This window comes from Streptomyces milbemycinicus, assembly GCF_002154605.1.
GTDB lineage: Bacteria > Actinomycetota > Actinomycetes > Streptomycetales > Streptomycetaceae > Streptomyces > Streptomyces milbemycinicus.
The window spans coordinates 1-21956 of the sequence record NZ_MUNE01000127.1 but is presented as its reverse complement, the minus strand read 5'-3'; the positions used below and the strand labels follow the sequence as shown (position 1 = coordinate 21956).

Below are 21956 nucleotides of genomic sequence, written 5' to 3'. Positions count from 1 at the left end.
TTGTCTTTCCACCTGATGTCTCCTCAGTTGACGGCAGGACCCGCGGTGTTGTTCAGCCACGTCCAGTCCGACCAGGTCGAGAAGCCGGTCTGCCACTTGTGGTGGACGCCGGCGCCGCTGGCGCCGAAGACCTCGATGCGGCCGTCGGCGTTCGCCGTGGCGGCAACCTCCGTGCCGCCGGTACCGAAGGACTCCCACTGTCCGTACGGGGCGTTCACCCCGGTCTGCCAGAGATGCTGGGCCACGCTGCCGTTGATGGCGAACACCTCGACCCGGCCGTCGGGCGAACGCTCGCTGCTGAGCTGAGAGTCGGCGGGGCCACCCGTGGGCTCCCATTCCGACCAACCCGTCGGGCTGGTCTGATACTTGTGAAACACTCCCACAGGACCGGAGGCGAAGACCTCCAGACGCCCGTCCTGGTTGTGGTCCACGGTCAGATCGTGCCCCCCGCCGCCGAAGTTCTCCCACGCCGACCAGCCGCCGTTCGGCGAGGTCTGGTATTGGTGCTGGAAGGTGTTCCCGTTCAGGGCGAACACCTCCAGACGACCGTCCGGAGACTTCTCCATCTCCACACGGCTGTCAGCCGGGCCACCGCCTGTGGGCTCCCAGTCCGACCAGCCACTGTTCGGAGCGGCCTGGTACTTGTGAAACAACCCGACCGGCCCTGACGCGAACACCTCGATCCGGCCGTCGGCATTCACACCGGCCGTCACATCACGACCGCCCCCGCCGAAGCCCTCCCAGCCCGACCAGCCACCCGAAGCAGACAGCTGGTACCGGTGCTGGAAGACATTCCCGTTGATCGCGAACAGCTCCAGACGTCCGTCCGCGTTCGGCGCGATCGCCAACTCCGCGCCGCCCGGGCCTCCGAGTGCCTCCCACGCCGACCAGGAGCCGTTCGCTTCGGCCTGCCAGGCGTGATGCACCCCGTCGGCACCGGCGGCGAACACCTCAAGCCGACCGTCCGCCGACCGCGCCGACACCACACGCCCCGACTCCGCCGGATACACCAAGGGAGTGGGGCGCGGGCCACTGCCCGGGACGCAGGGCAGTACCACGCCGCGCTCGGCGAGGTAGGGCTCGGGGTCGATGCCGTACGTGGCGGACGAGTCGCCCCAGATCCGCAGGTGGAGATGGGGGCCGGACGACTCGCCCTCGGATCCCATCAGGGCGATCTGCTGCCCGGCCACCACGTGGTCGCCGGCGAAGACGTCCCGCTGGTACATGTGCCCGTACTCGGAGATCGTCCCGTCCGGGTGCTGGATGCGGATCCACTGGCCGTAGCCGCTGGCGTAACCGGAGATGGTCACCTCGCCGTCGGCGACGGCGTAGATCGGGGTTCCGTAGTCATTGGCGATGTCGACGCCGTTGTGACCGCTGTGAAAGTGCTGGGACACGAATCCGGCGGCCGGGCAGGCAGCCGGGAGGTCGGTGGTGCGGGCGGCAGCCGGGGACGTGCTCACCAGCGCCAGCAGGAGGGCGGCTGTCGCCGCGAGGACACAGGTCAGCGCGCGTCGGGAGAGTCCGATCAGCACGAGACGCTCCTCCCCTTGGTCGTCTCGGGGTGGCTGGGAAAGGTGCGCGGCGCTCGGTGCGCCGGTCACGCCTTGCGGAGGCGGTCGATGATGCCGTCGATGTCGCGCTGCATCATGTCGTGGCGAATGAAGTGGCCACCGGGCAGCTCGTACCACTCGTGCGGGATGTCCGCGTTGTCGAGAAGGGAGCGGAACTCGCGCTGCCCGGCGAGCACGTGGGTCTCGTTGGCCGTGTCGAACCAGTTGACCGGGTCGGGGCTGGTGCCCGCGACGAGGAACACCCGCTTGTTGCGGTAGCTCTCGATGCGCTGCACCGGGTTGTCGGCATTCACCCGGGCCTCGTCCCAGAGGGGCGCGCCATAGACCGTGCCGCCGCCCAGGTCGAGCGCGCCGGAGCTGACGTTGGCCCAGTGGACGACCATGCCATTGTCGCGGCGCAGGCTGGCGGGGCCCGAGTGGGCGCTGACCGAGGCGAAGTGGCCGTAGTACTTGGCGGCGTACTTCAGCGCGCCGAAGCCTCCCATCGAGAACCCGGCCACGGCCCGGCCGTCGTACTCGGCGTAGGTACGGAAGTTGGCCTCGATCCAGGGCAGCAGCTGGGCGATGTGGAAGGTCTCCCAGTTGCGCGGGCCGACGTTCGAGCTGACGGGGTTGGAGTACCAGCCCGCGTGGCCGCCGTCGGGCATGACCACGATGATGGGCTTGCCGGCGGTCCAGTCGCGGACGCCCTCGCGGTCGAAGGTGATGAAGTCCTGGTCCGTGCCGCCGCCGTGGAAAAGGTACAGGACCGGGTAGGTGCGACCGCTCCCGTGATAGTCGTCCGGCAGGAGCACGTTGACGCCGGGGTTCCAGCCGATCTCATCGGTCTGGAACCGGTAGTACCACATCCGGGGGTCGCTCTCGTTGCGGTCCACGATCCGCAGGCCGAACCCGTCGCCGACCGCGGCGGCGGGCGTGGAGCCGGCCAGGACGAACCCGGCGCCCATGGCCATCGCGGCGGAGAGCCCGCCGGCAGCCTTGAGGATGTTCCTGCGGGTGGGGTGCTGTGCGCTCAACATGACCTCCTGGTCAAGAACATGACGAAGCGTCCGAACGCAGCGGACAGACCCGCGTGCTGCTTCCGACCGGTCCGGCGGACGCCGTCGACACGTTAGGGGCGAAAGCTGCGGGCAGGACATCCGGAACGCTCCGGAGTGACACCCAGGACACCTCGGCACTTCCCTGAGCCCAGGGGCCTGGGGCGGCAGCAGTATCGCTACGTCGTCGGCCGTCGTCTTGCGTGGCCGCATTCGGACGCAGACCTGTACCGCAGGGAAGGATGGCTCGATGGTGCGGAGGAGACACAGAGCGAGGCTGCCGATGGCGGTCGTCGCCGCGGTGGCGGTGATGGGTACGACGGCGGCGAGCGGGTCACCGGCCGCCGAAGGAGGGCCGGACAGCCGGGGTTCCTGGCTGTCCGCGAACTACTGGACCCGCCCGCTCGGCGGACAAGGCGTCGAGAAACTGCCGTGGCGGGTTCCCTTCGACCCCAACGACCCGGTCCACACGCCCAATTCGCTGGACTCCGGCAGCTCCGCCGTCCGCGACGCCTTCGGCCGCGCGGTTCTCGCCCTGCGCAACACAGGCATACCGCTGAACGCACCGCTGTCGGACATCCAGAAGGTCACCCGCAACGATGAGCAGATCCCGATCCACGGCTCACCAGGGGAACTGGGCGTGCTGAACGTGATCACTCCGGGACAGGTCGACGGCAAGCTCGACATCGTCTTCGGCTCCAGCTTCATCCAGCAGGTGCGGTTCACCGCCGACGGCCCGCCACAGGCACTCTCCGTACTGACCTACTCACAATCGGCCAACCCCAACTCACCGCACTACGTCGATCAGACCAAGGTGTTCTCGGCAGGCCAGTGGGTGACCGAGCGCTTCACCGAGGAACAGATCGCGGCCTCACCGGCACTGGAGATCAAGGTCCTGGACTGAGAGCGGCATGTGTATTCGCGCCGGGCAAGAAGAGACTCACGAGGGGGAACGCTGTGACAGTCAGAGCGAACTGGTGGCGCATCCTGGTGGCCTGGGCGGTCGCCACGGTGGCGATGGCCACGCCGGCGGGCACGGCACAGGCCGCTGACAGCACCGCTCCGCCAACGATGGCGAACGGCTTCGGCCTGACCCAGGTCGGCACCACGACAGGAAGTGCCACCAACTTCTATCTCACCGTGACCACTCCCGAGGTCACGGGTGAGCAGCACATCAAGATCATCCTGCCAAGCGGCTACTACGACGACCCGAACCGGCGCTACCCGGTGCTCTACTTCCTGCACGGCGCACCCGACGACCCGATCCAGCAGAGCTATCCGGCGCTGTCCATGTCGGACGAGATGATCACCGTCATCCCGGACGGCGGCGCCCGGAGCTGGTACGCCAACTGGCTCAACCAGAACACCGTGCTCGGCGCCCAGAACTGGGAGAACTTCCACCTCAAGCAGGTGATTCCGTTCGTGGACGCGAACCTGCGGACCATCGCCACCAAGAAGGCCAGGGCCGTCGCTGGTGTCTCCATGGGCGGGTTCGGGGCCTTCCACTACGCCCAGGTCCGCCCCGACCTGTTCAGCCAGACCGCGTCCCTGTCGGGAGACATCGACCTGTCGGCCAACTCCATGGACCTGCGGATGGCCGTCGTGGCCTCCGTCACCGACGCGCTGGGCGCGATGTGCGCCTCGTCGTCCGGCTACTGTGACCCCAACGAGTCCGCCTTCAAGCCGGGTGTGGACAGTGATGCGCTGTTCGGCTCGCCCTACCCGGTGCTCAACGTCGACTGGCGGTGGAACCAGGTCGACCCGTCCCAGCACATGGACCGGCTCGCCGGCATAGGGGTCTCCATCTACACGGGCGACGGCGGGGGCTCACCTGTCGACATGGAGTTCTGGGTGGCGGGCGCGGCCAAAAACGTCAAGGCCCGCATGGACGCTCTGGGCATGCCCTACTACTACATCAACTACGGCGACGGTTCGAGCTGGGGCACCCAGTGCAACGGCGGCCACACCGCGGGCTGTTGGGAACAGGATCTTCAGGACCTGGTTCCGCGGCTGGAGCGGTCCTTTGCCTCCTGACGGTCGTAAGGGAAACAGGTCGGGGGCCGTTCCATCTGCTCTGGAACGGCCCCCGACCTCTGTCTTGCGCCCCACACCGACGGGACGCACGCAGGTTCAGTGGGACGGCTTGGTGATGTCGAGGTTGCGAGGGACGAGAACCGTGACGACGACGGCGGCTCCGAGCAGGACGAAGAAGCCGACGCGACCGGTCAGCGTCAGGGAGTCGACGAAGGCATCCCCGGCGCTGGCGGCGAGGCCGGCGGAGCCGGTCCGCTCAGCGGTCTCCATGGCCTCGGTCGCACGTCTCAAGGATCATGGCCGCCGCGTCCGCAAATCCCGGCCGGTGCCCGCCTGTTCGCACCATTCCAATGCCCGTCCAGGCTATCCGCCACAACCGCCGGCTCAGTGGCTCCCGCCGGCCAGTACGCCGACCTGCTTGTGCACCTCCGCCAACAGTCAACGGCACCTGTGCCCACTGGCTCCGCCCTGCCTCGCGCTGCCGCCCTCCCGGTGGCCTCCCCGTGGGTCTTCGGACCTCCCTGGGCGTCCGCGCTGTCTGTGAAGCGCAGACAACGTCGGCGCATTCCGAGGCACCGGGCGCGAGGAGGGTCAGGCGCGCGGGCATGCGAGGACCCGAGCACCCAACGGCGGACCTCTCGTCGGTCGGCAGAAAATCGTCAAGACCGGACCACGAGGCCGACCTCCGATGGATCACCACCCGCCGTCACCCCGCCGTCACCGCACCGACAGGCTGTATCAAATCGATCCTGTACGACTCTGTCGCCCGATTCGGTCGACCTGGCGAGACCGGTGAACCGTTGGCAGGGAACGCGCAGGTGGTGCTGATCGAATCGGGCCTCACTACGAATCGGACGACAGAGTCCTGTACCGTTCAGAAATGCGTCGCTGCAGGTCATAGGAGGTCTGGTGGTACTCCAGCGAGGCGGTCGTTCGAAGTCAGGCTGAACTTGAGTTCGCTGCGTGCCGACTTCCAGCACTCGCCGGACTCTCTCTTGGGAGTGGCGCTCTCGTCCCTGCTCTTGCTGAGCGTGAGGGTCCGTTCTCCGGAGCCCAGTGACCACTCTTTGCAACCATCCGCACCACTCTGTAGTGGTCCGTTCAGAGACCTACAGCAGTACATGAAGCCCAAGAAGTACGCACCCCGCACACTACGCGCCAGTCGGCGTCACTCGGGCGCAGTCGGGCGACGCACCCCTCCTTCGAGTGACGCGAACCACGGTCCGGCGACTTTGGCCGCGCGGGCCGAGCGCACCGACACCTCCTCCTCTCTCTCCCGCGCCTCGCTACCGACCGCGCGACAACTGCGCCGACACCAGCGATAAGGGATTTATTATCGTTGTGAGGGCGCCTAGGCATTCAGGGAGGACATGACGGCCAAGATCACCATTGAGATCAACGAGGAGCGCCTCGCCGAGGCCAAGCAGCTCCTGCACACCGAGGATGACGCCGAGACCGTGGTCAAGGCGGTGGACATCGCGGTCGGTGCGATCTACCAGCGTCGCGCGGCCCGGCAGCGGCTGAGCGAGCTCGCGGGTGAAGGCGGCGCCTTCGGCGAGGCCCGCCCGGCGTGAGCGAGTCCTTTCTGATCGACACCAGCGCCTGCAACCGCCTGTTCCGCACCCCCGCCGTGGAACGACACTGGGCCACCGTCCTGGACGAGGGCCGCGTGACCGTGTGCGAGATCACCGAGCTGGAACTGGTCCGCGCCACTGGCGGCCGCGGCGAGTGGGCCGTACTGGAGCGCTACCTCCACGATGCCTTCGGATGGCCCCCCGTACCCGACCGTGCGCTCACCCGGGCCCGGCACGTGCAGGACCTCCTCGTCGCCACAAGCTGGCATCAGGGACCCCGAGCGGTCGACCTGATGACCGCCGCCACCGCGGAACTATGCGGACTGACCTTGCTGCACTACGACGCGGATTTCGAAACCATCGCCAAAGTGACCGGACAACCCCACCAGTGGATCGCCCCACGCGGCAGCGTCGACTGACAAGGACAACGGCCACCATGGACCACACCACACACCCGGCCAAACACACGGACACGACACCGCCTGACAAGACCACCACCCACTGGGGGGCCTTCCTGAAAAAGGCCCGGCGAAGCCGAGGAATGAGCCAGCGGGCACTGGCCCGGGAACTGGGAGTCAGCCAGGCCCGGATCGCCCAGATCGAAAACGGAGCCAGCACCCCGCAGATCGACACCATGGCCGCCTACATCACCGCCCTCGGCGGCGAGCTGACCCTGCGAGCCGACTTCCACGACCACGTCACCCAGACCACATGGCCCCAACCACACACCACAGAAAGCTGACACCCACACAGGCCGACTTCACGTGGTGACGCACCGCCCGCGCCAGCACCCGAGCGGCGCGTCACACCACAACAGGGCAGACGCTGCCTGATGCGGCACTGGATGCCCGCCGATGACATGGCGCGATGCGGTCTCGACGCCGCTGGCTCCCGGATTGCGGCGGCCGCCGACGGGAGGCACGGTGGTGTCGAGACCGTTTGGACGAGGCAGAAGGCACACGGCGTGTCACGGATGAGGGCTGTTGCTTGTCCTCATCGCGAAGCGAGTGTGAGCCGGGAGCCGGCGAACTTGGTCACCGCCGAACGAGTGGGTCGATACACCGGTCCGGAATGCGGTGGCCGACGCAAGATCGTTCATTCCGGGCAGGCTTACGGAGGTGTGGTACATGTCCTCGAAGAACCCAGAGCACGGGAGCGCCCACGAAGTCTCCTTGCCGCCCGAAGTCAAGTTGCTGCAGGAAGTCACTCCACCCTTCTTTCCCGAAGGTGGTTCGGGAATGACCATCCTCGTCGAGTGGCCTCCCGGTCACCCCGGGCTCCCTCCGCATCGCCACTCGGGCCCGTCGTTCGGCTACGTGATGGAGGGCGCGCTCCGGTTCGAGCTCGAGGGTGAGCCGGAGCGTGTGGTCGAGGCCGGTGGGACGTTCTGGGAGCCAGGCGGTGACGTGATCCACTACCAGGACGGCAACGCCCTGTCGGACGCACCGACCAAGTTCGTGGTGACCATGCTGTGCGCGCCGGGTCAGCCGATGCTCACGCTGGTCGACGAGGAGGAGCTGAAGGAACGGGCGCAACTGCGCGCCCCGCGTCCCTCCGAAGACTGACCCGCGAGATCGACAAGAGTGCGGAGTCCGGAACACCGCTCCAGGTGTCGGGCTTTGCAGCAACCTCCGGCCTTCATCATCATCGATCGAGACCAGGGCGGCGCCGTAGCCGCGGTCCCGGTTCGTGCCGGGTCCGCGGTTGCTGTTCCAGGCCGGGACAGCTCTGACGGGCTGGGTGTGGAGGGAGCCGTACCACAGGCAGGTCCGTTCGGCCGGGAAAACGGTGTCGATACGTCCGTAGCGGCGGACCTTGGTTCGGTGCCAGTCCAGCAGCTGGGAGAGGTCGGTGGGTGTCCCCAGGCACCCCGACTGTGTGCAGGGTGCGGTCGGGGAAGTGGGCGGCGAGCAGTTCGGTCATCTCGCGGGCCAGGGCGATCTTTGCGGTGTGCCTGGGGCGCCATAGGCGGGCCAGGACCGGCAGGCACACCGGCCTGGTCAGGAACGGCACGGTCACCACGGTGCCGGCGATGACCCAGCAGTTCCCGAAGCCGGCCGGGCGCGGCCCTTTCGCGGCGCCGTCGTGCTGCCGGGCAGCGCCGGACACCTTCTTCCCCGACCGTGTGAACAGGGTGTCATCGACCGCGGCCTGCAGTGGTGCACCGTCCGGGAGAAGACGTGCCACGACCGGACCTGCCAGGGCCGGGCCGACCTGGTCGGCCGGCCAGCGGGCGGTGGAGAACAGGCGGTGGCACCGGGCGTGGTGCCACACCCGCTCCAGCCCTGTGCCCAGCAGCATCCCGCACACCGTGCGGCGGCGCGTCTGCGTGATCAGCCCGGTCAGCAGAACACAGAACGTGCGGAACGTCGGAACGCTGAAGCAGGAACGGCAGACAGCCGGCAAAGCGGACAAGGACGGCGGTATCGTGCCCACTGGAAGCATCGGCGGATCACTCTCAACTGGGTGAAACAGACACCGCCGATGCTTCTGCCTTCCCGTCATATTCCCTGAGCAGTACGGTCTCGCGTCACCCGATCGAGCGCATCAACGCACACCCGTTCACCGACCCGGTGATCCCAAAAGCGCGAAACACGAGGTCTCGTGAGGTGTGACGATCCGGGTACCGATCTCTTCCTTGAGTAGAAGCAGGAACCGGTCCGGCCGGTGCTCCGGGCTGGCCGGGCCTGCCGGCTCACCCCCAGGTCCCACACGATCTCGGTGATCGTCTTGCTGGAGGAGCGGGCCAACGCGATCGCGTCCCACTTGAGCTCCTCTGAATACCGCTTCGAGTACTGACTGCCACCTGGCACTGCTTCCTCTGGAACCTCACGTCCAGTCTCCGGGTGTCCACGGTCAAGGGGAAGCTTCAGCTCCGGCTCCCTTGGCTCACGAGCCGGTAGTACGAAGCGGCACGTCCGTCCCACGTGAGGCGACGGCGTCCGGGCACCGCACATGGTGTGTCGAAGGCATTGACCGGATCACCCGCCACGTCCGTGACGGTGAGGTCGCCCCCGGTGGCCGGGATCTCCACGACGACGGGCCCCGAGAAACCCGTGCGAACCGTGGCGGTGGTCAGTTCTCCCGCGTCCCAGTCCACATCGACGGTCAGTCCGCCGCGACAGCGGATACCGGCCACGTGACCGCTCCGCCAGCCACGCGGGAGCGTCTTCAGCAGGCTGACGGCTCCCTCGTGACTCTGCACCAGCAGTTCCACCATGCCCGCGACGGCGCCGAGATTGCCGTCAATCTGGAAGATGTAGCCGCCCGGCCACTCCGAGTGCGGGTGCAGGTCCAGAAGGGACCACGACGTCAGGTCGTTCAGCAGGACGTCGAGCGAACGCTCGGCCAGCCCGGTGTCCCGCAGTCGCGCGGCAAGGCACAGGATCCACGCCTGGCTCCAGCCGGTGTATCCGCTGCCGTGCTGGAGCCTGGTCGCGAGAGCCTTCCTGGCTGCCGCGAACACCTCGGGAGTGCCGCCCTCGGTGATACGCGTCCCGGGGTGGATGCCGTAGAGGTGGGACAGGTGGCGGTGGCCGGGCTCCGAACCAGGCCGCTCGTCCTTCCACTCGAGCAGTTCACCGCTCGCGCCGATGCCGGGCAGACGCAGGGCACCCAGCGCGTGTCGGGCGCGGGCAAGCAGCACGTCGTCGTCACCACGTCCGAAGCGTTCGGCCAAGGTGACGTACCGGGAGAGCACCTCATGGACCAGTTCCTGATCCATCGTCGTTCCTTCGGAAACCGCGGCCCCCCGCGGCGCCGGGGGGAGGACGAAGCGGTGCTCGGGTGACGTGGAGGGGCTCGTGACGAGCAAGCCGTCGTCGTCGGGTACGAGCATGTCGAGCGCGAACAGGGCGGCCGAGCGGTGCACACGCAGGGCGGGCCCCGCGCCGAAGTCATCGTTTCCGCCGTACTCGTAGTGGTCCCACACGTGCGCGGCCAGCCAGTACAGGCCCGTCGGCCAGGTGGCCCACTGGGTATCGCCCTTGACGGGCGTGGAGAACCGCCAGATGTCGGTGTTGTGGTGGACCACTGCGCCCGCGGCGCCGTAGTACCGCGCGGCGGTGGCCGTGCCGCTCTCGGCGAGGTCGTCGGCGAGCGTGAGCATCGGGCCGTGCACGTCCTCCAGGGCCGTGCTCTCAGCGGCCCAGTAGTTCATCTCGACATTGATGTTGGTGGTGTAGTTCGCGCTCCAGCCGGGACGGACGTCGATGTTCCAGATTCCCTGGAGGTTGGCAGCCTCGGTACCCGGGCGGGAGCTGGAGATCAGCAGGTAGCGGCCGAAGTGGAAGAGGAGTTCGGCCCGCGCCGGGTCGCCGTGGTCCGCGGCGGGTGACGCCGACAGGTCGAGGTCGACGCGGTCGAAGTAGCTCCGGTAGTCCTGGACATGGCGCTGGACGAGCTGTTCGGCAGTGCGGGTCAGGGCTCGGGTCACGGTCTCTTCCGCCGAGCGTGCGAGGGCGGCGAGGTCGGCGCTGGGCCGCCGGTCGTAGCCACGGAACCCGCTGGCGGCTGCGGCGATCAGGCGTAGTGCCTCCGGTCCCGTTCGCTCGACCGCCACCGCTACCGCGAACCCGGCGCCGGCGGCCACGGTGCCGGCACCGTCGGGCTCGTCCTCGCCGTAGACGACCGCGGGCTCCTCGTCGACGTAGTTGGGCAGCACCCGGGCCGGCACCCGGCCGGTGGCCACGAGCAGGCCCGGTCGCGGGGCGGCGGTGGTGACCGGGTGGGGGGAGACGAAGGTGGGCAGGACAGGGTGCGAGGCGGCGCCGGGCCCGGTCACCGTGACCACGAGCACGTTGTCGGGGGCCGAGACGAAGCTCGACATCTCGACCTCCGCGCCGGCGGGCCCGTAGCCGGTGGTGGCCACCGCGTCGGCCAGGTTCAGCCGGCGTTGGTATCCGGTGGCGTCCGACGTGTCGGCGTAGTGCCATTCGAGCCATCCGAGGGGCTGGTAGGACTCGGTCCAGCCAGGTCCCATCATGGCCTGTGCCAGCTTCTCGACCCGGACGTTGTCCTCGGCCCGGATGGCTGCGCGCAGTTGCGGGAGCAGGCCGGCCGGTGACCCGGTGTCCTCAGCGGTCACCGGGCCGCCCGACCACAGGCTGTCGAGGTTCAGGTCGATGCGCTCGGTTCCCACGGCTCCGCGCAAGGTCCCGCCCAGCGATCCGTTGCCGATCAGGAAACTGTCGTGGAACGCCGTCGCCGGCTCGGTCAGTTGGATGGTGTGACGTCGCAATTTGTCGTTCTTTCTCGGTGACGGCGTCCGGAGTTGCTTGTCCGTTACGCGACCGCCCAGTTGCCACGTACGGCGGGTGCATGAGCATCGGAGGTCACGCCTACTTGACGGCGCCGGCGACCATGTTGCGGAAGATCCACTTCCGGACGAACAGGAACAGCACGATGAGCGGAATGGCACCGACCAGCGTCCCCGCCGTGACGACGCTGTAGTCGATGTTGCCGTAGGCCCCCTTCAGCTGCGCGAGAGCGACGGGCACGGTGTACTTCTGCGGATCGTTCAGAACCAGCAACGGCCAGAGATAGTCGTTCCAGCTCCACATGAAGGTGAAGATCCCGAACGAGGCTATGGCGGGCCGCATGGCGGGCAGCGCGACGTGCCAGTACATGCGGAGCAGGCCACAGCCGTCCAGCCTCGCCGCCTCGATCAGCTCGTACGGGATCGCGGAGACCGCATACTGGCGCATCCAGAAAAGCCCGAAGGCCGAAGCGGCGCCCGGCACGATCAACGGCAGGAAGGTGTTGATCCAGCCGAGGTGCGAGTAGATCTGGAGGGAGGGCGCCAGACTCACGCCCGTCGGGAAGACGAGTGTCGCCAGCACGCATCCGAACAGCTTGTCACGGCCGGGGAAACGCATTCTGGCGAACACGAACCCGCCGAGCGAGCACAGGAAGCCCGTCAGGAGGACCGCACTCACGGCGACGACCAGCGAGTTGACGAACGTGGCGTCCAGTGGGACCGCGTCGGACACCTTCCCCAGATTCTCGAAGAGCCTCGTTCCCGGGATCAGCCGGGGCGGGAATTTGAAGACCTCACCACTGGAGCTCGTCGCCATGATGAGCAGCCAGTAGAAGGGAAACAGGCTGACCAGGGCGGCGCACAGCAGCACGAGGTGCTTGCCGACCTGTGGTCGGCGTCCGCCGCCGCGTTTCCGCACCGGGTATGTGCCACGGTCCGTTTCCTGCACATCGGCGCTCATGTCAGATCACCTCCTTGTGTCCGGTGACGCGCCGCATGAGCAGAGTGCCCAGCGAGGCCAGAGTGACGAGGGCGAACACGGCCCAGCCGATCGCGCTGGCGTAGCCCAGATCGGCGCCCACGCTCGCGCTCTGGGACTGTCCGAGGTACTGGTACTGCAACAGCATCATGGTCATCCCGGGTACGGACGTGCCGCTGACGCCCAGGATCTGGGGTTCGGTGAAGACCTGAAGGCCGCCGACGATGCCGGTCAGGAGCGCGAACACGATGGTGGGGCGCATCATCGGCAGGGTGATCGACCACAGCTTCCGCGGGCCCCCAGCCCCGTCGAGCTCCGCCGCCTCGTAGAGCTCCGGGGGAATCGTGGCCATGCCCGCCATGAAGAAGATCACGAGATAGCCGAAGCCACGCCAGATGATCATCAGAGCGATCATCGTGTTGGCACCCCAGGTGCTCGCCATCCAGTCCACCGAAGGCAGGCCGACAGAGACCAGCAGCCGGTTGATCATCCCGAAGTTGCCGCCGAACAGGGACTGGAACACGATCGCGATCACGACGATCGACGTGACCTGGGGCAGGAAGTAGACCGTCTGGTAGACACCGCGGAAGCGCAGCCGGTCGCTGCTCAGCACGAAGGCCGCGACCAGTGCCGCCACCACCATCGGCGCCTGGGACATGGCGAAGATTTCGATCGTGGTGACCAGCGACTGCCAGAACTGGGAGTCCTCGAGCAGCCGGTGGAACTGCTCGAATCCGACGAAGTGCATCGTCCCGATGCCGTCCCACGTGTGCAAGCTGAGATAGGCCGCGATACCGAGCGGAAACACTCCGAACACCGCGAAGAGCACGAAGAACGGGGAGATGGCGAGATAGCTGGCCAGATAGGACCGCCAGCGCCGGGGCCGGGACGGGCCGGGAGCGGGCCTGGGCCCGTCCGTCGTCGGCCGACGGGCAGTCGGTCGCGCCGGGATCGACGCGCCCATGCTCGTGTCCACCACCTTCGTCACCGCTTCAGTTCCTTGGCGATCTGGGCCTGTGCGGACTTCCAGGCTTCGTCAGCGGAGGCCTTGCCCTGCGCCACCGACTTGAGTGCCTCGGTGAGGGCGCCTTCCACGACCCCGTCCTTCGGTGTGACCGGGACCGTCGGCGACTCCTGGGCGACCTTCGCGAACACCACACCCGTCGGCTGACCGCCGTAGAACGGCTGCGGTGCGTTCAGCTCCGGGCTCTTGTAAGCAGCGAGGGCCGAGGGGAACAGGCCGTCGTTGAAGCCCGACGCCTGGTTGGCCGGGGACATCATCCACTTGATGACCTTGTACGCGTCTTTCCGGTGCTTGCTGGAGCTGAGGATCGACATGTACGAGCCCCCCTTGCTGCCGGGGCCGCCGGGCGGGTAGGCCACCCGCCATACCCCCTTGGGGCTGCCCGCGGTCTCCAGCAGCGGACCCTCGTACACCGGGGCGACGAAGCCGCCGAGAGCGTTCTGCGCGACCGAGCTGTTCCAGTCTGTGCTGTATGGCTCCGCCTTGGTGCACAGGCCGTCGGAGAGCAGCTTGGCGGAGTAGTCGAACGCCTTGCGGGTCGAGGCGTTGTCCCCCAGGTACTTGCCGGAGGTGTCGAAGCTGCCCTGCCCCTTCTGCTCGAGTTGCAGGTAGTAGACCTGGTTGGCGTCGTCACACGCCTTGAAGCCGGCCTTCTTCGCCTTCTCGGCCATGGTGCGGTAGCCGTCCCAGGTGGAGGCCATCTTGGAGACCGCGGCCGGGTCGGTGGGCAGGCCGGCCTTGCGGAACAGGTCGCTGCGGTAGAACAGCCCCTGCGGCCCCGTGTCGATCGGGTACCCGATCACCCGTCCGTCGGGGAGGGTGCCGTTGGTCCACTTCCAGGTGACGTAGTCCTTCTTCGGGTCTGCGCCCATGGTCTTCAGGTCGACGAACTTGGTCGAGATGTCGGCGTAGGAACTGATGTGGTTGCCGATGACCACCACGTCCGGCAGTCCGGAGCCGGTCTGCAGGGTGGTCTTCAGCTTGGTTTCCAGGTTGGGCGTCGGGATCAGCTTGATCTTCAGGCCGGGGAACTTCTTCTGCACCGCCAGGGACGCCTTGGGCACGGAGCCCGGTGCGTACCAGACGGTGAGACCGTCGCTCGCCGAGGAACCACTGCCGCAGGCGGTCAGGGCCAGCGCCATGGCCATCACAGTGGCCGAGGCGGCGACCCGCGGCAGGACTCTTCCGTTCTTCATTGAACTGGCCTTTCTTGAACATGTATCGCATGTGCTGGTCGTGATCGGATGCTCTGAGGGCAGGTCTCGCTCAGTGACCGTGCACCCGGATGTTGATCACTTCGGTGGGCGCCTGCGGAAAGGTCACCCTGACCGCGCGGGCCTGCGTGTTGTCGAGGTCCAGCCGCACGGTGGTGGACCCGGTGGTGCCGGCGGCCAGCGGCACGAGGTCCCGGCCGCCGTCGGAGAGTTCGATGACGTACGGCACCTGGGGCCCGACACCGAACTCGACGTGGATCGTGGTGATCGACCACAGTCCTTCGAGTTCGACCGACAGCCAGGCACCCGGATCGTCCGTGGCGCTGATCCATCCGTGGTCGACGCTGTGGTCGGTGACGAGACGGGCGGGACGGTCCGGCCGGGCCCCGCTGCTGAAGACGGGTCGCATCTCGGAGAGCTGGGGGGGCCTGAGGGGGTCGGGCAAGTGGACCCGTGACGGTGGGCCGGGGGCGAAGTTACGGTGTTGTCCCGTCCACGGCTCGGGGCCGACCGCCTCGACGGTGATCTCGCTGGGGGCAAGCCCTTCCGCGGTCGCCCGCAGCCGGTTGGGGCCGGCGTGGTACGAGCGGAACTCGATGGCGCCCCGGCCGTCGAGCAGCCCCTTGTTGTCCGGGTTGAGCTCGATCGACGTGCCGGTGGGGAAGATACCGCCACCTTGGACGACCTCGAGCCGCACGGGGCGCTCGTCCGCCACCACTCGGCCGGTGTCATCGACGATCTCGACGACAAGCTGCACGTCGTCGGTGCCGTCAGTGAGCACCACGGTGCGGTCGGCGGTCATCTTCAGCGCGGTGGCCGTGGCCAGCTCTGGCCACGCAGGCGGCGCGATCCCTCTCAACTGATGGCGATACCAGTACCAGGACCGCAGGGGAAGGCGGTAGTAGTCGACGAACCCCATCCGCCCCATGTCGGGCACGATGCTGCCGTGGTGGAAGCCGCACCACAGCACGACTCCGGAGCGCCACGCATATGCGTTCTCGCTGCCGTGGCGGAAGCGGTGGGTGTAGCTGCCGGGCCGGTCCTCGACGACGCTGCCGTACTCGGAGACGATGTTCGGCCAGGGCGGGTTGAGGTACAGCTCACCGCCGTCGCCGTTGTATCCCGCCAGGTCACCCAGCTCGTCGAAGCCCCGGCGCTGTGCGCCGCCGACCGCGGCGGGACGTGTCGGATCGAGTTCGTGGGCGAGGTCCACCAGACGCCGGGTCAGTTTCTTCGCTGCCGGGATCACATGCTCGTCGCTGAAGAAGACCTCGTTGCCGGTGCTCCAGGCCACGATGCTCGGGTGATTGCGGTTCACCCTGATCATCTCCGCCATGGCACGCAGGCAGCTGTCCTCGAACTCGGCCTGGTCCGCCTCGTCCGGCGGATACGCGCTGGCGTTCCAGAACCCCTCGGTGTTGGCTCCGCCGATGCCCCAGAAAGGCGCTTCGGACCAGAAGAGGACACCGAGTCGATCGCACTCGGTCGCGAACTGGTCGTGGTGGGGGTAGTGGGAGCCGCGGATGAAGTTCATCCCGGCCTCCTTGATGAGTGCGACGTCCCGGCGCATCCCGGAGTGGGTGACGGCGTCGCTCCATCCGGCGTGGTCCTGGTGGACGTTGGCGCCGTGGATCGCGAACCGCTCCCCATTGAGGTGAAAGCCGTCGGTCGCGGTGAACTCGAAGGTGCGGATGCCGAACTCGGTACCCGTGCGGTGGCATTCGGCGCCCTCGCTCGTCCGCAGCGTCTGCTCGAGTGTGTAGAGGTGTGGGGAGTCCGGGTGCCACAGGCGTACGTCTTCCACGACCAGACGCTGCCGGTGCACCGTGGTCGAGCGGGGCGGGAGGTTCACCGATGCGACCGCCTCGACGGGGCGTGTACCGGGACCGGTCACCTCCGCGGCCAGCAGTCCGACGAACGGCGCGTCGGTCTCGTTCACCAGCTCGGTGGTGACCTCGACGGCCGCGCCGTCGGTGCCGACGCCGAGCGTCACCACTCCCGTGCCGTACCAGGCGATCCGCGTCCGCTCGGCGATGATCAGGGAGACGTCGCGGTAGATGCCGCCGTTGAAGACGTGCTCCCCCGCCCTGGGCGCCAGCCGTGGGTTCCACTCGTTGCTCACGCGGACCGCGAGCTGGTTCGTCCCCGGGCGCACGGCCTCGGAGACATCCACGACGAAGGCCGTGTAACCGCCCAGATGGCGGTCCACCGGCACACCGTTCACCGTGATCTCGGCATCCTGGAAGACACCGTGGAACTCCAGCGCGACGTACTTGCCGGTCTCCTCTTCGGCGAGTTCGAAGGTGCGGCGGTACACGCCGCGGCCGACGTAGAAGCCGGTCTCCATGAAGTACGGGATCCCGAACGAGTGGGGCAGCCCCACGTCGTACCAGTCGCTGTCGTCGAAGGCCTCCAGCGTCGCACCCTCGGGATCTCCGTAGGTGAACTTCCAGTTCCGGTTGATCAGTTCCTTGCGGTTCACGCAGCGGTCCCTCCCACGTCAGCGGCGCGGCCCACGCCGCCGCGATTACCTATCTCCCGCAACCCGCTCGCACGCCGCGCCAGATTCCCCTCGCCGACGTCCATGAGTTCTTTGGAATTTATTGATGAATTGACGAGCGATTCGAGTCGCACGGATTCCGGTGCTGCACCTCAAACCGGGCCGTGAACCTTCACGGTCACGGCGTGCAGCACACGCTAAGGAGGCCGACCCAGGCTGTCAAGGTTTCCCGCACGTTAAAATTCAACAGCGTTTCGCCACCCAGATCACATACCAAAAGCCCCGTTCACGGCCGTAGAACGGGGTTTGCCGAATCAATTTGCAACGGCAGAGCATTAAACGCCGCTCGCGTATCCTGCCTGCGGCGGCTATTCACTCAACTGTTTGTTTCAGCGATGTATTCGGGGTGGCGTCACGCCGATTCCCGCCACAGCAGGCGCGGCATGACGGTGCGGTGCAACGACTCGGTGTGGGTGAAATTGCCCGCCGCAAGGGTGTCGGCGATATCGAGAGCACTGGTGACAAGTGCCTCGCGGTCGAGTGAGATGGTGCTGACCGTCGGATGCACTGCCTCGCCGAGCGTCAGGCCGTCGACACCGAGGATCCTCATACGGCCAGGGATCTCGATGCCCAGCGCCTGGGCGGCTTGGATGGCACCGATGGCCATCATGTCGTTGAAGACGAGGACGCCGTCGACATCCGGATACTGGGCCATGAGCGCGCGGAAGGCATGGCCGCCGCCGGCCATCGACTCCTCCCCCGCGACGACCGCGGGTTCCGGGGCGCCGAAGGCGAATTCCTCGAAGAACCGCCGGCGCGGCGTCGGCGAGTAGGTTGGTGACGCACGTAGGGAATAGGACGAGTCGATCATTCCCACTCGGCGAACACCCTTGGCTTCGAGCGCGGCCATCGCCTGACGGACGCCCGCACGCAGGTCGATCTCGACAGAGTGAAAACCAGGACGCGAACAGCGGTCATCGAGCAGGATCGCCGGAATACCCTGCACGGCCGCGGCCAGTTCGTCGTCGGACAGCCTGAAATGCCCGACGAACAGGTCGACGTGTCCGGCCAGCATCTCGACGGCGGCGGTCTCGTCCCCGGACTCCCCCGAGGCCATCATCACCTGCCAGCCGCGCTCGGCGGCGGCCGCGAGAAAGGCGCCCGCGATCTCCGTGTAGTACGGATTGCTGAAGGAACCGACCAGCAGGCCGGCAGCGCGGGGCCGCTGTCGGCCGACCAGGTTGCGCGCGAACCGGTTGGGCCGGTAACCCAGCTGGGCACTGACCTCGAGAACACGTCGTTTGGTGGCCTCGCTGATGTCGCCCAGGTCGTTGTGGGCGCGTGTGACCGTCTGCCGGGACACACCCGCGGCCATGGCGACATCGTTGATCGTGACCCGCCTCGCCATGTTCACCTCCTGGTTCGTCCGTGAACGTTCACGGCAGGCTGTCGGTTGACGACCGTAGGCCCGGCGTGGGGGCCTGTCAAGACCTGCGGTCCAGGCCCTTACGTGGCAGGGCCGTCGGGCGCGGTGAAGCGGAAGAAAGCCAGTCGGAAGTCGCCCTGCAGGGTGAGGCACAGGTCGTGGTGGCCGTCGCCCCGCGCCGCCATCTCGGTGGTCACGGTCGTCCAGGTGTGGCGGCCGCCGGTGACCGGTACGGCGAACTCCGCAAGGAGTTGGCCTCCCGCCCGCACCTCCAGTCGTGCCTCACCCGGTCCGGTGGCCTCGCGCGCGACCTCGGCTTCGAAGTGCGAAGCACCGGTCAGGTCCGCGGAGCGGAACAGCAGGGTCGCGGGGCGAGCGGGTTCTGCTGGGGTGACGGCATCGCCCGTGGCGCGGGTGGCGTCGACAAGAGTGATGTCGGCGTAGTCGTCGAAGTCGACGGCCAGAGTACGTCGGCCCACCAGTTTGCGCGGCGTGGGGGCGGTACCGCTGACGACGAGCGGCGTGCTGAGGACGATGTCCTCGGCCGAGCGGGCGATGAGCACCTCGTAACGGCCGGGATCGACGGTGAAGGCGCCCGCGGCGACATCCCAGTGCGCCAGTCGTTCGGCAGACAGGACGAAGGTCACCTCCCGGCTCTCCCCCGAGTGGAGCCGCACCTTGCGGAAGTCCGCGAGCCGGAGCCGGGGGGCTTCGTAGCGGGCGTCGACCGCTCGGACGTAGAGCTGGACCACCTCGCTCCCGGAGCGCGTGCCCGTGTTGGTCAGGGTCACCGAGACGTGCACCGCGCCGTCCTGGGCCATGGCGGGCGTGGAAAGCCGCAGGTCACGGCAGGTGAAGTCGGTGTACGACAGGCCGTGTCCGAAGGGATAGAGGGGTGCCGTCCGGTGGTACTGGTATGTCCAGCCCGCCTTGATGATGTCGTAGTCGAGCGGGTGCGGCAGTGCGTCGCCGCCCTGGTACCAGGTCTGTGGCAGCCGGCCGGCGGGCTCGGCTTCGCCGAGCAGGACGTCGGCCAGGGCGCGGCCCGTTTCCTGTCCGCCGTGGGAGGTCCACAGCACGGCCGGCAGGTGGGTGTCGGCCCAGTCGACGGCGTAGGGGTAACTGCTCATGACGACCAGCGCGGTCTCCGGGCGGACGGCGGCGACCGCGCGCAGCAGCGTTTCCTGTGTCTGGGGCAGGCCGGTTCCGGTACGGTCCTCGGTCTCGCGGCCGTTGATCATCGGGTGGTTGCCGAGAACGACGATCGCCACGTCGGCCTCCTTCGCGGCGGCCCGTGCCTCGGCCGCGCCGTCGCGCAGCAGCTCGCGCTGCCACCGCTCGGCCATCTCGGGGGTATCGGCGGTGACGCGCACCCGGCCGTCGGTGGGATCGAGGGCGGCGTAGCGGCCGGTGAAGACGTTGCGCAGCAGGAAGGTGTCGTTGTCGCCGCCCGGGTCCGGTTCCAGACGAAAAGTCTCCTTGATGAACCAGGTCTTGAGCACCGTCCGGTCCGCGACGAGTGAGGCGTCGTCCTGGAGACTGAGGCAGCGGCCGGTGTCGGCGTCGCGCAGGGTGAGGACGCCGTCGCCCCACTCCTCGGCGTCGAAGGCGGTCCCGCCCAGAGGCTCGCCGGTGGTGCGGGATCGCAGCGCGATCCGGTCGGCGCCCGGCACACAGGCCACCTCGCCGCTGTCTTGTCCGAGCGCGGTGCGCAGGCCGGCCGCGACGCCGACCTGGTACGGCAGGGTGCCGCTGTACCAGTCCTCGTACAAGGTGTCGGCGTGTGGCCCGATGACGGCGATCCGCGGTGCGCGGTTCGCGTTCAGGGGCAGCAGCCCATCGTTCTTGAGCAGCACCACGGACTCGGTCGCGGCGCGCAGGGCGAGGGCGCGGTGCTCGGGGCTGTCGATCACCTCCGGGCCGATTCCGGCGTACGGGTCCAGGTCCGGGTCGAACTCGCCGAGGCGGAAGCGGAGTTGAAGCTGGCGGCGCACCGCCCGGTTCACGTCCTCCTCTTCAATCAGCCCGCGCTCCATCGCCTCGCGCAGTCGGCCGATCACGGTCGCACTGTCCTCGCGATGGTCGGTGAAACTGTCGATGCCGGCTTTCAGCGCGGCGGCATGGGATGCCGCGTGGTCCTCGAAGTAGTGCTCCATTTCCACCAGGTTGGAGGGCGCTTGCTCGTCGCTGACCACGAACAGCTCGTGGCCGGTGGTCCGGGCCCAGGTCCGCAGCTCCGTCTCGATGAGCGGACTGACGTGGCAGGGGCGGCCGTTGACAAGGTTGTAGGCGGCCATCGCGCCGGTGGCCGCACCGGAGGCGACGACCGGGCGGAAGGCGGCCAGGTCGTACTCGTGCAGCACACGGGGGCGCAGGCCGGAGGAGGTGACGCAGCGATCCGTCTCGTTGTTGTAGGCGAGGAAGTGCTTGAGCACCGGGGCGACGCGCAGGAAGTCGGGATGGTCGCCGGCCAGGCCCTGGCAGTAGGCGGTGGCGAGGCGCGCGGTGTGCAGCGGGTCCTCGGAGTAACCCTCTTCGTTGCGGCCCCACCTCGGATCGCGCAGCAGGTTCACCACCGGCGCCCAGGTCTGGAGGCCGTTGGTGCCGGACCCGGTCGAGGTCGGCCGGTGCCGGTGGAAGGCGCGCACTTCGACCGACACCGCCTCGGCGACGGCACGCACCAGATCCTCGTCCCATGCGGCCCCCAGCCCCACCGCCTGCGGAAAGACGGTCGCCACCCCCAGCCAGGCCACCCCGTGCAGCGCTTCCGTTCCGGTGCGGAACGAGGCGATGCCCAGGCGTGGGACGGCCGGGACGTACTGATGCAGCATCGCGACCCGCTCGTCCAGTGTGAGCCGGTCCAGCAGGTCGCCGACGCGCTCCCCGAGCGGAAGCGCGGGATCACGGAACGGCAGCTGGACGGCAGCGGCGGAAAGGGAGGGAGATCCCACGAGTCAGACCCCTCACAGACGGATGTGGATGGCGGGCCGAAGGCCGGAATGTCGAAGCGCATCGACGCTGCCACCGGCGCGACGGGCTGTCAATGGACCTGCAGAGAGAAACTTTCGTCGAGCTAAGCCTCTTGTTTCGCGCGAAACCTGTCGGTTACTTTTCCACTGTCCAGGTGAAGCGCTTCGACGCACTCGCCCTTCCCCGCCGCGTGATAGGAATCGCTCCCCCGCCACGGCTGCGTCGGCCGTCGGCCTTCACCTCCTGGCGGCGCCGGTGCCGGCCACCCGCCGGAGCACGACCCGACTCCCGTACCGGAGAAGCAGAGCCATGACCACCCGCAGCATCACCGACCGCCTGGGCGGCCTCGCCTTCGGCGGGGACTACA

At 67.9% G+C, this 21956-nt stretch carries 17 protein-coding genes; 6 read left to right on the top strand and 11 right to left on the bottom strand.

The window, feature by feature from the left end:
* Positions 1-23: 23 nt before the first annotated feature.
* Positions 24-1535, bottom strand: a complete 1512-nt coding sequence (locus CCN51_RS11045; protein WP_014182468.1) for a DUF8189 domain-containing protein — start codon at positions 1533-1535, stop codon at positions 24-26.
* A gap of 65 nt (positions 1536-1600) precedes the next feature.
* Positions 1601-2590, bottom strand: a complete 990-nt coding sequence (locus tag CCN51_RS11040; protein ID WP_405385180.1) for an alpha/beta hydrolase — start codon at positions 2588-2590, stop codon at positions 1601-1603.
* Between the two features lie 304 nt (positions 2591-2894).
* Between CCN51_RS11040 and CCN51_RS11035 the strand changes: the two genes are divergently transcribed.
* Both CCN51_RS11035 and CCN51_RS11030 read left to right on the top strand, forming a co-directional pair.
* The gene (locus CCN51_RS11035) at positions 2895-3515 is read left to right on the top strand and encodes a penicillin acylase family protein (RefSeq protein WP_014182470.1); all 621 of its coding nucleotides are present in this window, start codon (positions 2895-2897) and stop codon (positions 3513-3515) included.
* A gap of 113 nt (positions 3516-3628) precedes the next feature.
* The gene (locus CCN51_RS11030; RefSeq protein ID WP_055414374.1) at positions 3629-4645 is read left to right on the top strand and encodes an alpha/beta hydrolase; all 1017 of its coding nucleotides are present in this window, start codon (positions 3629-3631) and stop codon (positions 4643-4645) included.
* A gap of 96 nt (positions 4646-4741) precedes the next feature.
* Here CCN51_RS11030 and CCN51_RS11025 read toward each other — a convergent pair whose 3' ends face one another.
* On the bottom strand, positions 4742-4915 hold the full coding sequence (locus tag CCN51_RS11025; protein ID WP_014182472.1) for a hypothetical protein: 174 nt from the start codon (positions 4913-4915) through the stop codon (positions 4742-4744).
* Between the two features lie 1100 nt (positions 4916-6015).
* On the opposite strand from CCN51_RS11025, the gene CCN51_RS11020 reads away from it, so the two are divergent.
* The 4 genes from CCN51_RS11020 to CCN51_RS11005 all read left to right on the top strand — a co-directional run bounded on the left by CCN51_RS11020 (position 6016) and on the right by CCN51_RS11005 (position 7784).
* A complete protein-coding gene (locus CCN51_RS11020; protein WP_014182473.1) occupies positions 6016-6219 on the top strand; it encodes a hypothetical protein in 204 nt (67 codons plus the stop codon).
* Positions 6216-6638, top strand: coding sequence for a PIN domain nuclease (locus tag CCN51_RS11015; RefSeq protein ID WP_014182474.1), 423 nt, complete (start codon positions 6216-6218; stop codon positions 6636-6638). The genes CCN51_RS11020 and CCN51_RS11015 overlap by 4 nt, the downstream gene beginning before the upstream one ends.
* A gap of 17 nt (positions 6639-6655) precedes the next feature.
* Entirely contained in the window at positions 6656-6961 is a 306-nt protein-coding gene (locus tag CCN51_RS11010; RefSeq protein WP_014182475.1) for a helix-turn-helix domain-containing protein, read from the top strand.
* Positions 6962-7346: 385 nt separating this feature from the next.
* The gene (locus tag CCN51_RS11005) at positions 7347-7784 is read left to right on the top strand and encodes a cupin domain-containing protein (RefSeq protein WP_043488384.1); all 438 of its coding nucleotides are present in this window, start codon (positions 7347-7349) and stop codon (positions 7782-7784) included.
* Between the two features lie 79 nt (positions 7785-7863).
* On the opposite strand, the gene CCN51_RS11000 is transcribed toward CCN51_RS11005, so the two are convergent.
* The 8 genes from CCN51_RS11000 to CCN51_RS10965 form a co-directional block, all read right to left on the bottom strand.
* The gene (locus CCN51_RS11000; protein WP_238545557.1) at positions 7864-8664 is read right to left on the bottom strand and encodes a transposase; all 801 of its coding nucleotides are present in this window, start codon (positions 8662-8664) and stop codon (positions 7864-7866) included.
* A 424-nt stretch (positions 8665-9088) separates the two neighbouring features.
* Entirely contained in the window at positions 9089-11458 is a 2370-nt protein-coding gene (locus CCN51_RS10995) for a glycoside hydrolase family 95 protein (protein WP_014182479.1), read from the bottom strand.
* 100 nt (positions 11459-11558) lie between these two features.
* Positions 11559-12437, bottom strand: coding sequence for a carbohydrate ABC transporter permease (locus tag CCN51_RS10990; protein ID WP_014182480.1), 879 nt, complete (start codon positions 12435-12437; stop codon positions 11559-11561).
* A gap of 1 nt (position 12438) precedes the next feature.
* Complete coding sequence (locus tag CCN51_RS10985; protein WP_014182481.1) at positions 12439-13443, bottom strand: carbohydrate ABC transporter permease; 1005 nt, start codon at positions 13441-13443, stop codon at positions 12439-12441.
* Positions 13440-14675 (bottom strand): sugar ABC transporter substrate-binding protein, encoded by a 1236-nt coding sequence (locus CCN51_RS10980; protein ID WP_014182482.1) that lies wholly within the window; start codon positions 14673-14675, stop codon positions 13440-13442. Before CCN51_RS10980 ends, CCN51_RS10985 begins: the two co-directional genes overlap by 4 nt.
* Positions 14676-14745: 70 nt before the next feature.
* A complete protein-coding gene (locus CCN51_RS10975; RefSeq protein WP_014182483.1) occupies positions 14746-17175 on the bottom strand; it encodes a glycoside hydrolase family 2 protein in 2430 nt (809 codons plus the stop codon).
* 430 nt (positions 17176-17605) lie between these two features.
* Complete coding sequence (locus CCN51_RS10970; protein ID WP_014182484.1) at positions 17606-18601, bottom strand: LacI family DNA-binding transcriptional regulator; 996 nt, start codon at positions 18599-18601, stop codon at positions 17606-17608.
* A 98-nt stretch (positions 18602-18699) separates the two neighbouring features.
* Positions 18700-21570 carry a glycoside hydrolase family 3 protein gene (locus tag CCN51_RS10965; RefSeq protein ID WP_014182485.1) on the bottom strand — a complete coding sequence of 957 codons (2871 nt, stop codon included), beginning with the start codon at positions 21568-21570 and terminating at the stop codon, positions 18700-18702.
* Between the last annotated feature and the right edge of the window lie 386 nt (positions 21571-21956).

Excerpts from the sequence above, each read along its gene's own strand:
- CCN51_RS11035 (WP_014182470.1), top strand. The coding sequence starts at position 2,895 with ATGGCGGTCGTCGCCGCGGTGGCGGTGATGGGTACGACGGCGGCGAGC.
- CCN51_RS11030 (WP_055414374.1), top strand. The coding sequence starts at position 3,629 with ATGGCCACGCCGGCGGGCACGGCACAGGCCGCTGACAGCACCGCTCCG.
- CCN51_RS11025 (WP_014182472.1), bottom strand. The coding sequence starts at position 4,915 with ATGGAGACCGCTGAGCGGACCGGCTCCGCCGGCCTCGCCGCCAGCGCC.
- CCN51_RS11020 (WP_014182473.1), top strand. The coding sequence starts at position 6,016 with ATGACGGCCAAGATCACCATTGAGATCAACGAGGAGCGCCTCGCCGAG.
- CCN51_RS11010 (WP_014182475.1), top strand. The coding sequence starts at position 6,656 with ATGGACCACACCACACACCCGGCCAAACACACGGACACGACACCGCCT.
- CCN51_RS11005 (WP_043488384.1), top strand. The coding sequence starts at position 7,347 with ATGTCCTCGAAGAACCCAGAGCACGGGAGCGCCCACGAAGTCTCCTTG.
- CCN51_RS11000 (WP_238545557.1), bottom strand. The coding sequence starts at position 8,664 with ATGCTTCCAGTGGGCACGATACCGCCGTCCTTGTCCGCTTTGCCGGCT.
- CCN51_RS10990 (WP_014182480.1), bottom strand. The coding sequence starts at position 12,437 with ATGAGCGCCGATGTGCAGGAAACGGACCGTGGCACATACCCGGTGCGG.
- CCN51_RS10980 (WP_014182482.1), bottom strand. The coding sequence starts at position 14,675 with ATGAAGAACGGAAGAGTCCTGCCGCGGGTCGCCGCCTCGGCCACTGTG.
- CCN51_RS10970 (WP_014182484.1), bottom strand. The coding sequence starts at position 18,601 with ATGGCGAGGCGGGTCACGATCAACGATGTCGCCATGGCCGCGGGTGTG.